Annotated in this window: 8 protein-coding genes and 1 pseudogene; 3 read left to right on the top strand and 6 right to left on the bottom strand. The window is 60.4% G+C overall.

Annotated elements, in window-relative coordinates; translation table 11 throughout:
• Nucleotides 1–72: 72 nt before the first annotated feature.
• Nucleotides 73–333: a GlsB/YeaQ/YmgE family stress response membrane protein gene (locus DBV08_RS28820; protein WP_003942027.1), complete on the bottom strand. Its 261-nt coding sequence runs from the start codon at nucleotides 331–333 to the stop codon at nucleotides 73–75.
• 188 nt (nucleotides 334–521) lie between these two features.
• Between DBV08_RS28820 and DBV08_RS28815 the strand changes: the two are divergent.
• Nucleotides 522–1,764: pseudogene (locus DBV08_RS28815) on the top strand (cation:dicarboxylate symporter family transporter).
• A 550-nt stretch (nucleotides 1,765–2,314) separates the two neighbouring features.
• Nucleotides 2,315–3,169 (top strand): glycosyltransferase family 2 protein, encoded by an 855-nt coding sequence (locus DBV08_RS28810; RefSeq protein WP_260395801.1) that lies wholly within the window; start codon nucleotides 2,315–2,317, stop codon nucleotides 3,167–3,169.
• 45 nt (nucleotides 3,170–3,214) lie between these two features.
• On the opposite strand, the gene DBV08_RS28805 is transcribed toward DBV08_RS28810, so the two are convergent.
• From DBV08_RS28805 to DBV08_RS28795, 3 genes are all read right to left on the bottom strand, one after another.
• Nucleotides 3,215–4,579, bottom strand: coding sequence for a PQQ-binding-like beta-propeller repeat protein (locus DBV08_RS28805; RefSeq protein WP_124569669.1), 1,365 nt, complete (start codon nucleotides 4,577–4,579; stop codon nucleotides 3,215–3,217).
• Nucleotides 4,576–6,015 (bottom strand): hypothetical protein, encoded by a 1,440-nt coding sequence (locus tag DBV08_RS28800; RefSeq protein WP_124569668.1) that lies wholly within the window; start codon nucleotides 6,013–6,015, stop codon nucleotides 4,576–4,578. Before DBV08_RS28800 ends, DBV08_RS28805 begins: the two co-directional genes overlap by 4 nt.
• Nucleotides 6,016–6,198: 183 nt before the next feature.
• Nucleotides 6,199–8,445, bottom strand: a complete 2,247-nt coding sequence (locus DBV08_RS28795) for an MMPL family transporter (protein ID WP_124569673.1) — start codon at nucleotides 8,443–8,445, stop codon at nucleotides 6,199–6,201.
• Nucleotides 8,446–8,669: 224 nt separating this feature from the next.
• Between DBV08_RS28795 and DBV08_RS28790 the strand changes: the two genes are divergently transcribed.
• Nucleotides 8,670–10,118 (top strand): hypothetical protein, encoded by a 1,449-nt coding sequence (locus tag DBV08_RS28790; RefSeq protein ID WP_124569667.1) that lies wholly within the window; start codon nucleotides 8,670–8,672, stop codon nucleotides 10,116–10,118.
• A 54-nt stretch (nucleotides 10,119–10,172) separates the two neighbouring features.
• Here the strand turns inward: DBV08_RS28790 and DBV08_RS28785 are convergent, their stop codons facing one another.
• Nucleotides 10,173–11,285, bottom strand: a complete 1,113-nt coding sequence (locus DBV08_RS28785; protein ID WP_019744235.1) for an NDMA-dependent alcohol dehydrogenase — start codon at nucleotides 11,283–11,285, stop codon at nucleotides 10,173–10,175.
• Between the two features lie 47 nt (nucleotides 11,286–11,332).
• Nucleotides 11,333–12,832: an aldehyde dehydrogenase family protein gene (locus tag DBV08_RS28780; RefSeq protein ID WP_124569666.1), complete on the bottom strand. Its 1,500-nt coding sequence runs from the start codon at nucleotides 12,830–12,832 to the stop codon at nucleotides 11,333–11,335.
• Between the last annotated feature and the right edge of the window lie 65 nt (nucleotides 12,833–12,897).

Here is a 12,897-nt window from a genome sequence, read left to right as displayed (position 1 = left end):
GCGACGAGAGTGCCGTTCGCTCACAACTGGGGTCGGACAACTAGGGCAAACAAAAAGAATTGCGTTGGCTTGCTATTTCTTGCCAGTGACGGCGCTGTAGCCGATCGAGAGCACGGCCGCCGCGGCGATGCTGATGATCCAGCGGATCCAGTCGATTCCGCCCGTATCGCCCTTGTCAGAGATCGCTCCCCAGACCCAGTACCCGATAAGCGCTCCGGCGATACCCAGCACGACGGTCACGATCATGCCGTACTGCTGCTTACCTGGCAGTACGAGACGAGCCAGGATTCCGATGACTGCGCCGAAAATGATGGTTCCGATAATTTGCCCCATGACAGCCCCTCTCACACGTCGTGCATGCACGCGGACGGAAGATCACCGCTCAGGGAAACAATAACCACAGTCACACACAACTGTCGCTTGTTGACCGAATTGTTGTCCGAGATGCAACCTCGACGCGTTACACCCACGACATTCGCGAGTTATTATTTCGCAATCGAGCAGACCTACCGTTCTCGTCCATGCCCACTCCCGTAAAACTGCCGAACAGCGAGCTCGCGCGACTTGCCAACAAGCCTCCCTGGTACCGATCACTGTTCGTGCAATTGATCGCCGCTATCGTCATCGGTGTTCTCATCGGCTGGTTGTGGCCGGAATTTGGCGCGAACCTCAAACCCCTTGCCGACGGGTTCATCAAGCTGATCAAAATGCTGATCGCGCCGATCATCTTCTGCACCGTAGTGATCGGGATCGCCCACGTCGGCAATCTGAAAGCGGTGGGGCGCATCGGCGTCAAGGCTCTCATCTACTTCGAGGTCGTGACCACAAAACCGGCAGTGGCGAATCCCCCCCACCGCCAAGTTCCTGCTCAACATCATTCCTGTCTCGACAGTTTCGGCCTTCGCTGAGAACACACCGCTCCAGACCCTCTTCTTCGCCGCACTGTTCGGACACGTCGATCGTCTGAGCCATTTGTTCTTCATGATCGTCGGCTGGATCATGAGACTGGCGCCGTTGGGCGCTTTGAGTGCGATGGCATACATCGTCGGCCAGTACGGGATCGCTTCGCTCGGAAGTTACGGAAAGCTGATCGCCGCATGCTATCTCGCCGCCGTCCTGTTCATCCTCATCCTGGCCGCGATAGTCAGGTACTTCGCGGGCGTGAACCTGTGGAAGTTCGTCAAGTACATCAAGGACGAACTCTTCCTCGCTTTGGGAACGGCGTCGACCGAAGTAGTTCTGCCCCGAATCATGGTCAAGCTCACCAACGCCGGATGCTCGCGCACGACAACAGGATTGGTGGTGCCGACCGGCTACTCGTTCAATCTCGACGGCGCGACGCTGTACCTGTCGATCTGCATGCTGTTTCTGGCTCAGGCTCTCGGAGTGGACCTGACGCTCGGTGAACAGATCACTGCTGTCCTGGTACTGATGCTCACGTCCAAGGGAATGGCCGGGGTGCCGGGATCGTCATTCCTGGCACTGTCCGCCACCGTGGCCGCAATCGGTCACGGCGCAATTCCGGTCGCCGCCGTCGCTCTTCTACTGGGCGCCGATCGAATCATGGACTCGATGAGAGTCTCGGTGAACCTGCTCGGGAACTGTGTCGCAACCTTCGTGGTCGCCAATTGGGAGGGGCAGCTCGACAAGGAGCGCATGCGCCGAGTGCTCGACGGAGAAGACGTTCCACCGCTCGAGGAAGTCGATCCGATCACGGGGAAAACCGTTCCGGCACCCGAAACCGAAGGCATCCTGACCCGATAGGTAGGTGCCGGCTGCTGTTTGCACATCGGAGATCGGTGCTGAAGAGTCGCGGGGGCAGACTTCACTGGAAAATCCAGACCGACAGCTACAAAAGCAAATATTTGCAGATGGCGGCAACCTTGCCGTCAAGGGTCCGTTGAATCTACAAATATGGCACTTGCGCTGCACCGACTCCACTTTCACTGAAAAGCGACTTGCGACATCTAGATATTGCCAGGCGGTTGCCGCAGTGGCGATTCACAAATCAGCGAACGGGCGGCATTATATTTGCCGGAATTAAAAGGACTAAAGTCCGGTGTTCAACCGACGAATAGACCCGAGTGGGTAAAAATCAATCAGTTCTGAAAGCCTTATCTGCATGCATTTATGCCGTGCCAGCTGCACTTATGCTGATAGTTTCCCGCAATAAGCTGTTGCGGGATTGATCATATCGCCATCGGTTCAAATTGTCCGAATGGTCACCTATTGCTATCGTAACCTTTGCGAAGGACTGGACCCAATTGCCCAGCAAAGGAATACAGTGACCGCACCCATGCAGGATATTGAACACTTGTCCACTAATCGACTTTCGGTGGTTGTTCCGGTATTCAACGAAGAGAACGCGGTTTCCGGCTGCATCGAGCGTCTACTGACCCAGTCGGAAATCGATGAGATTCTGATTGTCGACAACAACTCGACGGACGGTACCGCATCGATCATCCAGGAGTTCGCCGAGAAGTACGACAAAGTCAGATATGTCTTCGAGGCCCGCCAAGGCGTCGTACACGCCCGGAACGCGGGCTTCGACGCCTCGACCGGCAACATCATCGGTCGTATCGACGCGGACACACGGGTACAACCGGGATGGGCAGATGCGGTCAAGAGTTTCTTCCAACGCAGCACCGCTCATTCAGCGGTTGCCGGACTCACCTACCTCTTCGAATCGCCGTTTGCTCGAATCCACCGCTACGCACTGGACAGGCAGGTGAAGCAGGGGAAGTTCGATTGCGAACGTCAAGTACTCGCTGTCGCCGGAGCGAACATGGCGATCAGAAAGAGCGCATGGCTGTCCGTCCGCGAGCAAGTCAGTGACCGGCCGGACATCCACGAAGATATCGACCTTTCACTGTGCCTTCGGGAGGAAGGGATGACGATCGGTCAGATCGCCGACATGCGAGCAGAAACGTCCGGTCGACGCGGTGAAACCCCTCCGTTGGAGTACCTGAAGTACAACCAAGCATCCGAATCGGTTCTGCACCTTCACAACATCATGAATTGGCGCCTCAAACTGACCATCTGGGGCGACTCGATGCTCCACGCGCTCGTGTGGCCCGTCTACCGCCTCTACAATTTCGAGCAGGAGCGCCTGGAGTTCAGGCGCTTGTTCGGCATGTCGAAAGGTCGAATCATGCCAGTTCACCAGTAGCCCATCGAGTTCCGCTCCTCACCACAGATTCGCAGCCACCGAATTTCACGACAGTTTCAACGCTGTGATTCGATCTTCGCTCGAGCGCAACAGCACCTTGTCCCCCGCCCACAGCTCCCGCGGCATCGCCCAGGGGGTGAACTCGTCGTCCCCGTCCCGCTCCACTTGAACCTCCCAACTCCGTTGGCCGGTCCTGACATCTGTTCCGTAGACATTGCCGTCGTCGACGACGACATCCCCGTGCCAGACGATCTCTCCGGCGCGCTCGGCGTTCGATCGCCACAGGACCTCACCGGTGAAGAGGTCCACGAACTGGACCTCGGGCTCGGAACCGGAACGAGTCACGGCGACCACGTTGCCGATCACCGCCAACGACTGCGCGGCATCGAACACCTCGCTGTTGGTCCATAGTTTCTCGCCAGATTTCCGGTCGAAACCACTGTGTCCCAATATAATCGGAGTCGATCCTCCCGCGGGATCATCTCGGCTGTACCGCCCCCCGAAATACGAGGACTCCGAGGGGAGTTCGTCCGTCCTGGCGAACTCGCGCCCGTGCGGATCGAGCGCGTACTCACTTGTCGGACGGCCATTGCCTTCGCAACCGCCATCCGACACCAAGGTCACGCCGTCAGACGATGTGTGCGCGGTCGAGCAGGTGGAGTAACCGTGCACCCAGCGCTGTTCGCCCGTCTTCAGATCGAATCCCAGAGACTCGTCGAGAGTGATCACACCCAGATCACCGTGAACTGACATCATACGATCGACGTATCCGTCTTCCCACGATCCACCGATGTCGAACGCCTTGGACCAGTTCGCTTCCGGATCGTCGACCGTTCCGCTGTGCACGCGAACGTCGTTGCTCTCGATATCACCTTCGAGCGCGAGGACTGTGTCACCCGAGACAACCGCAATGATCGGCGCCCACGGCGTCTTGATGTCTCGTCGCTCTCCAGTCTCGATGTCGAACAGCGAGTACGAACCACCGGATACGTACGGCCCGGAGAAACACAGCAACGAGTCGCCGAGCAAGGTTTCGGAACAACCACCGATGTCGACCGCCGACGTGCGCCAACGGACAGCGCCGTCCTCGGCGTCCAATCCGACCAATTCCGCGTCGTCCAACGAATACGCCTGACGATCAGGCATACCGATCATCGTGACCACAAGTGATCCGGCGTCGATGAATCCACCCATGTCCATGTTGAATTCGGTTCCCACGAGTGGGCTCCGAAATATCGCGAACTCGCGCCCGAGAATCTCGGAGGCCTCGACGCTCCATAGCGGCGACGAGATCGCTGTCGGTTCGGAACTCGTCGACGTGACCACCGTGGCGATGGCGGCAGTGACGGTGACTACGGCTACAGCGGCTGCGATCCGAAGGCGCGTCTTCGGGGAGAATCTGGTGGTCATCGAATCTCCAGGCCTTCGGTCGTCGCGAGAAACTCCAACTGCTCGAACGTCATCGGATCGTTCGGGATCGCAGCCGACGACGAAACCGAGACTTGGGTCCCATTCGGGCGGGTGACGACCACCGACCTGCTCGTTTCCTGCGTCGATTCTGCTTTCGAGCCGTCATTTGTCATGGGCACGGTCGCGTAGTGCCGTTCGTCTCGCTCGATCACGGATCCATCCGGTCGCGTCACCACCTCCAAGGGGTGCCCGTCGTAGGAAGGGTCGTATTTGTTGGGCTCCGTGGGGAGTGGTTGTCCGCCGGTAATTGTCATGTTGAGCGTCGCCTCGCTGTCTCCCGTCCGAGTGTGAAATCTCTGACATGCGGTGGACTTGTCATTCTCCGCGACCGTCAGGGTGCCCGGTCCGGCGTCCAGAATCGGAAAACCCGGAGGTACAGCGCGCCATCTGATCTCGAGTACGGCGTTGAGACGTTCGATTGTCGCGCGATCGAGTTCGGCCCCGTCGCCGGAATCTCGAGGGATTCCGTGGCACTCTGGCGAAAGCGGTGCAGTGCCCGGGGGAACAGGCGTCGTGATCAGCAGTTGTGGCATTGCGACAAGGGTTGCAAGTTCGTCGAGCGTCAGTGGCACCACGCCGGAACTCTCGGCGTCCCGACCTCCGTCGTTGTTCGTGTCGTTGACATACGCCTGAATCCGGGTCCCGTCGGCGCCGTACAACATTGCCGACCGATTAAGGGTGCGTACACCATTGGTTTCGGTCCACGTATCCTGCAGATCCACCACAGACTGATCGGCCAGCACCCGACGTTCGACGAGCGACCCCGCGACACACGATGGGATCGGATCAGAACTCGAGTGCAGCATCAGGCTGAGCGCGCCGATCTTCCCGTCCCGAATCAGCGTCCCGGACGCTGTGGTGGACGCCAACTCCTCGAGCGAGAATCCCTCGGGCAGCCCATCTGTGTTCGAAGGTGCAGAGATCGGCCCGAACTGCAGCGAATTACCCGGGCTGGCGAACTTCAGCTCGACATCTTTCGGGAGCGCCTGTTTGACCGCGTCGGACATCGCGGCTGCCTTGGCGCTCGAGAACCACGGAAAGCGCGGATCGTCGTACGTGTCAGAACCGTCCAGAATGTAGGAGAAGAACGTCTCCTCCTCTGGCGCTTCGACGCTCTCGCAACCCGGAATCGTGGTCGGGTACACCGCGCTCGGCGTGACGTACGAGAATTCAGGCACGTCCTCCGGCGCCATCTCGTCCGGTGTGGACGTCATGCTGATCGACGAAGACGCAGCTACCGAGATGTCATCGGACGGCGAGCTGCTCCACCGATCCACCAGCCCGGCAACGACTGTCCCGCCGGCGATCAGGGAGACGACCGTCAGCGCGAAGGTCCACTTCTCGGCCCGACTCGAATCGGTTTGCTCCTTCGACACGTACCCTCGCAGTCACCGTCACGGCTCGCCCCCGATGCGCGTCGCCTCTGGAAGTCCTGTCGCGATCACAGCGATTTTTGTTACCAACCGGATGGTTTCCTATCGCGCTCGCGCCGTATGAACACACAAGAACGGGGTGCCAGTTGCTGTGCAACCGGCACCCCGTTCTGACGACCTGAGTGCTTACACCCTCACAGGCACCTGATTCGGGTCTGGATCGGAATCCGGATCCTGCTCGATCGGAATTCGCCGAATCGCTTCACCCTCGATGTCGACGTTCGGCAGGATCTTGTCGAGCCACGCGGGCAACTTCCACGCCGAATCACCGAGGATCGACATGACCGCAGGAATCACGATCATGCGGATGATGAAGGCGTCGAAGAAGACTGCCGCCGCGAGGCCGAAGCCCATCATCTTGCTTGTCGTCTCCGAGGACAGCATGAATGCACCGAAGACGGAGATCATGATGATGGCCGCCGACGCGACCACGCGGGCGCCATGGGTGTAGCCGGAGATGATGGCGTCCTTGGCCGACAATCCGTGCACGTATTCCTCGCGCATTCTCGTCACGAGGAACACTTGATAGTCCATCGCCAACCCGAACACCACACCGATCATGAAGATCGGCAGGAACGAGATGATCGGTTGTGTGTGCTCGATCAGCCCGAAGTCGCCCTCCTGGAAAATGGCCACCGTGGCGCCGAAGGTCGCACAGACGGAGAACAGGAATCCGAGAGTTGCGGTCAGTGGCACCAGGATCGAGCGGAAGACGACCATCATGATGATGAACGCAAGCCCGACCACGACGATGAGATAAGGAATGAGCGCGGAACTGAGCTTCGACGACATGTCGGCAACGATCGCGGTTTGACCCGCTACACCGAGTTCTGCTCCTTCCGACTTCACCGTCGATCCGTAATCCCGGATCTGATTCATCAGCTCGTGGGTTTCGGGACCGCTCGGCGACATCTGTGGGGTGACCGCGATGAGCGCAGAGTTGGCGCCCGCCATCGGGTTTGCCGCGTCGGGTCCGTTTCCGACCCACATCAACTGATCCGGCGTTGCGACGTTGTCGAGGCCCTTGATGTGCGCGACAGTGCCTTCGGCAATCGCGGTGATGTCGGTTCCGTCCGGAGCGTCGAGCACGACGAACAATTCGCCGTTGACGCCTTCACCGAACCCACGCTGCAGCAGGGCAAGTGCCGGTCGCTCTTCGTCCTGAGTGAACGAGAGTCCGAGTTCGAGCTTCGTCATCGGAATAGCCGCGATCACCAGAAGCACCAGCGCAGCACCCGCGATCGGCCACGGGTACTTGGTGACTATCTTGGCCCAGCGATGCCCGTTGGATTCCATCGTCTCGGGCTCGTCACCGTGGCGCAGCCCGGGGATACGAGGCGAGAACGCGAACCGACCGAAGATACCCAGAACCGCTGGGATCAATGTGATTGCGCCGAGCACAGCGATGATGACGGCAACCGCTGCCGAGATTCCCATCTGCGTGATCATCGGAACCCCGACCACCGCCAGGGCTGCCAGCGCAACCACCACTGTCAGGCCTGCGAATACGACAGACGAACCGGCAGTACCTACTGCCCGCCCGGCTGCCGCTTCCCTGGTTCCGCCCAAGTTGAGCTCACTGCGGTAGCGCGACACGATGAACAACGCATAGTCGATCGAGACTGCGATGCCGATCATCGTGACGATTCCCGTGACGCCTTCGTTGATGTCGAAGAAGCCCGAGCCGAGTGTGACCGTCAGAGTGGCCAGCGCAATTCCCAGAATTGCAGTGAACAACGGAATGAAGGCCGCGATGAGTGCGCCGAACGCCACGATCATCACGATGAACGCCACCGCGAAGCCGAGCATCTCCGACAGGCCGCCCGCGGCCTGCACCTGCATCATCGAACCGGTTCCTTCGACTTGCAGACCACCGGAGCGGAATTTTGCCATCAAATCGAGGAACGCAGTCTTGTTGGCCTGCGTCTGATCCTCGATGCGAATCGACTGATTGAGCTGGATCAGCCCGACCTTGCCGTTGTCGCCGAGAACGGCTGACGCCACCGCTGGATTGGTCTCCGCGAGAGTGACCGGATTGACGATCTTCTCGGGATCGACGATGTCCGGCAACGTCTTCGCCTGCGCGATCAACTGGTCGATCTGATCGCTGTGTGCGGCAAGTCCGTCGTCTGCCGCGATGAGAATGCTGGTCGACGCCTGAGTTTGCTGCTCCGCTGCAGCTGCAAAGTTCTCGTTCATCAACTCGGTCGCACGCTGTGAATCGGTGCCCGGAAGATTGAATTCCTTGGAGAACGTCGGATTTGTGGCGCTGATAGCGCCCCCCACCACCGCGATCACGATAATCCACGCGGCCACCACAAGATACTTGTGGCGGAAAGCGAACTTCCCCAACCTGTAAAGATACGTAGCCAACGTAGGCCTCTCTCGCCGTGGACTGGTCTGTCCGAAGAACACGGGGTCTTTCGGTGCCAAGGTCATACGGTACGGACCGATCGGCCCGTTGGCACCCGGTATATCTGCGAAAACGGCATATCCGGCGCGCTCTCCTTCTCCTTTTCAGACCGCTCGGTACCGTGGACACGACACGGGCAGGCGCCTCATCAGAGCAGACGTCACGCAGTACGAAAGGCAATCCCATGAATCACGGCCAGGCCGTCGATCGCGATCACCTCCTTGCCGGCCAACGGCGACTCGACGCGCTCGGCCCACGATTGACGGGATCGCCTGCACACCACGCGGTGGTGGAAGAAGTCGCGAACGAACTGACCGAACTGGGCCTCGAAGTCCGGCGTGATTCACACACTTTCGAACGTTGGGATCTACCGGCGACATCTGACGGACTTCGCATCGAATTGCCGACGGGGCCGATCAACGTTTCGTCCGCATTCCCCTACTCCGGATTGACCGGACCACAGGGAATCTCCGCTCCTCTGGTCTACGTCAGCGCGCGACGCCCCAAATGGTCCGCGGCCAAAGGCGCGATCGCAGTGATCGAGGTCCCGCACATCGATCTTCCCCGCAAGCTCCTGGTCAGCGAGTGGGGTCCGATCGCCACCGACGAGACTCTTCGAAATCCGGTTCTCTCCGCAACTCTTCTGGGCCCGAAACTCGACAAGGCTCGCAAGGCCGGAGTGCTCGGAGTGATCGCAGTGTGGCGAGACATTGCTCCGGACAACGCGCTGGGACAATATCTTCCGTTCACGCAGCCGTACCACGACATCCCCGCCGTCTGGGTGGCCGGCGACGAGGGCAGGAAGGTTGTCGCTGCAGCGCGTTCCGGCCAGCGGGCGACTCTGGTTCTGGATGCAACTCTGCATCCAGGCACCCGGACCGACACCGTGTGGGCGGTATCTCCGGGGACATCACCGGAAGAGACAATTCTGCTCATCACTCACAGCGACGGAACCAACGGCGTCGAGGAGAACGGGCATCTGGGAATGTTGGCTTTGGCGCGGCACGCCGTCGCGCAGCCGCATCGACGGTCGTACGTTTTCGTCCTGACGACCGGCCACCTTCGAATTCCGGCGGTGTCCAAACACGGGCAGGCAACGTCTACCTGGCTCGAAGCGCACCCCGAGATGTGGAAGGGCGAAGCCGGTCAGGCGCGAGCAGTGGCCGGGATCGCGATCGAACACCTCGGTGCACTGGGCGACACCGAAGACACCTCGACCGGCAGCTATGCCTTGGAGACCAGTCCGGAGCCGGAACTGCTTTACGCAACAAGTCGGGAAGTACACGACATCGTTGCACCACTGTGGCGCGACATCGGAGCGGGCGATCGCCGAATCGTGGCGCCAGGACCGGTCATTCACTTCGGTGAGGGTGAACCACTGTTCGAGCGGAAGATACCGGCAGTCGCCTTGGTGACGGCGCCGCAGTACCTACTCGCTCTGCGGGATGCCGGCGCCGTCACGCACGTCGATCTCGACGCGATGGTCAAGCAGGTCGAAAGCTTCCGCGATCTGCTCGACGCGTTCGACGCAACAGACACCGCGGCTTTCGGCCCGGTGGTCTCGCGCTCGGTGTTCGCGAAGTTCTCGGCACTACTTCAGTTGATGCAGATTTTGTCGAAAGCCAAGAAATAGCGCTGTGCGCCTTTATTAACCGCCCGCGGTTAATAAAGGCGCACAGCAGGTGTCCTACTTGTCGTGAATGATCACGCCACGGATGTTCTTGCCGTCACGCAGATCCTGGTAGCCCTGGTTGACGTCTTCAAGGCTGTAGGTATTGGTGATCAGTTCGTCGAGCTTGAGCTGACCGGCATCGTAGAGACGGAGCAGACGCACGATGTCGTACTGCGGATTCATGGATCCGAACAGCGTGCCCTTGATCGTCTTCTGATTCAGCGTCAGATCGGTTCCCGACACGTGAACGGTCAGCTTGGCCGGATCGGCGAGACCTGTGATCACCACGGTGCCGCCCTTGCCGATCACTGCAGTCGCTGCACTGACCACGTCCTCGTCGACGGTGCCGACAAGGATGAGCGCGGCGTCGGCGCCCTGTCCCCAGGTCAGCTCGTTTACCTTGGCAGCAGCGCTCTCGGCATCCGCAAAGGCATGCGTGGCACCGAACTTGAGTGCGGTCTCACGCTTGAGCGCAACCGGGTCGACCACCACGACGTACTTGCAGCCGGCCGAAACGGCGCCCTGAACGGCGTTGATGCCGAGGCCACCGATGCCGTAGATCACCGCGGTGTCACCGGCGCGGAGGTTACCGGCGTTGACGGCCGTTCCCCAACCCGACGGCACGCCGCAGCCGACCACCACTGCTGTCTCCAACGGAAGCCAGTCGTCGATCTTGACTACCGAGTGCTGAGAAATGGTGGCGCGCTCGGAGAACGTTCCCAACATGCACATTCCGCCGAAATCCATTCCGTTGCCGTGGAAACGGAAGGACCCGTCCGTCATGGAACCTTCGAGGATGGTGGCACCCATGTCGCAGAGGTTCTGGCGACCGGTCGAGCAGTAGCGACAGGTGCCGCAGTTGGGAATGAAGCTGCACACGACGTGATCGCCCGGCTTGACCTTCGTGACGCCGGGTCCGACCTCTTCGATGATGCCCGAGCCTTCATGTCCGCCGACGATCGGGTAACGCGGCGGGAGATCACCGTCGGTCAGGTGCAGATCCGAATGGCACAGTCCGGCAGCGGTGTACTTGATCAGTACCTCACCCACGCCCGGGCCGTCGAGGTCGAGTTCCATGATCTCGAAAGGCTTTCCGGGCTCGAGCAGTACAGCAGCTTTGGTCTTCACTGGTGATCTCCTTGATTGTCGGACGAGAGAATGAGCGATGGGGTCGATCAGAGGGCGATGTTGACGGCCTTGGTCTGGGTGTAGAGATCGATGGCGGAAGCGCCGAGTTCGCGGCCCCAACCCGACTGCTTGTATCCACCGAAGGGCATTGCGGTGTCGAATCCGTTGTACTGATTGATCCACACCGAGCCGGCCTTCAGACGCTTTGCCGTGCGGTGAGCCTTGGAGATGTCCCGGGTCCAGATGCCGGCGGCAAGGCCGTAGATGGAATCGTTTGCGGCAGTGATCGGTCCGTCGTCCGCGTTGAACGGCAGCGCCGCCACGACGGGTCCGAAGATCTCCTCCTGAACGATGGAGAATTCGGGCTTGACGTCGACGAAGACGGTGGGCTCGACGAAGTAGCCCTGATCGCCCCAGCGGTTACCGCCGGTGAGTGCGCGTGCGCCGTCGGCGATTCCCTCACGCAGGTAGCCGGTCACCTTGTCGAACTGCTCCTGCGAGACCAGCGGTCCGAGCTGGGTGGTGGGATCGAGACCGGGTCCGATCTTGACCTGGCTCGCTGCGTGGGCGACAGCCTCGGTGAACTTCTCGAAGATGGTGTCCTCGACGTACAGGCGTGTGCCCGCAACGCAGCACTGTCCATGGTTGAACAGCCAGGCGTTGAGCGAACCCTCCACCGCGGAATCGAAATCCGCGTCGGCGAACACGATGTTGGGGCTCTTCCCACCGAGTTCGAGCGTGACCTTCTTCAGATTGCCCTTGGCGGCGTCCACGATCTTCTTGCCCACCTCGGTGGAACCGGTGAACGCGACCTTGTCCACGTCGTCGTGGCCGGACAGTGCAGCGCCAGCATCGCCGAAGCCGGGAACGATGTTGACGACGCCCGGCGGGAAGCCGGCTTCTTCGAAGACCTCTGCGAGAAGGAGCGCGGTGAGCGGGGTCTGCTCGGCGGGCTTGAGGATCACCGTGTTGCCGGCAGCGAGAGCGGGTGCGAGTTTCCACGACGACATCAGCAGCGGGAAGTTCCACGGCACGATCAGTCCGCAGACGCCGATTGCCTCACGGAGTGTGTAGGCATGGAACTCGCCTCCCGGAGAGAAGGGCATCGACACGTTGACGGTGCTGCCTTCGATCTTGGTGGCCCAGCCTGCGTAGTAGCGGAAAACGTCTGCGGCCCAAGCAACGTCGACGGCAGTGGCGATGGCAACGGACTTGCCGTTGTCGAGAGCTTCGAGCTGGCCGAATTCTTCGGCGCGGGCGGTGAGAATGTCGCCGACACGCCAGATCATCCGCTCGCGCTCGTTTGCCTTCATACGTGACCAGGGGCCGTCTTCGAAGGCTGTGCGAGCGGCGCGCACCGCGCGGTCGATGTCTTCGGCTTGCCCGTGCGCCACGTCTGCGAGCTTCTGTCCGTCAGCTGGGTTGTACGTCGCGAAGGTCTGCCCCGAAGCGGCGTCGACGAATTCGCCGCCGATGTAGAGCTTCTTCGGTCCGTTCAGGAATCCCTGTACCGCGGAACTGATGGTGTGTTCGGCTACTGCCGTCATCGGAAACTCCCCTGAAGTAGTGAGGTGCGAATGTGATGCACGCCATACTTCCGCGCTTCCAGGGG

The sequence above is a fragment of the Rhodococcus sp. KBW08 genome, assembly GCF_003852455.1.
Taxonomy (GTDB): Bacteria; Actinomycetota; Actinomycetes; order Mycobacteriales; family Mycobacteriaceae; genus Rhodococcus_F; species Rhodococcus_F baikonurensis.
This window is presented reverse-complemented; position numbering and strand designations above follow the sequence as displayed.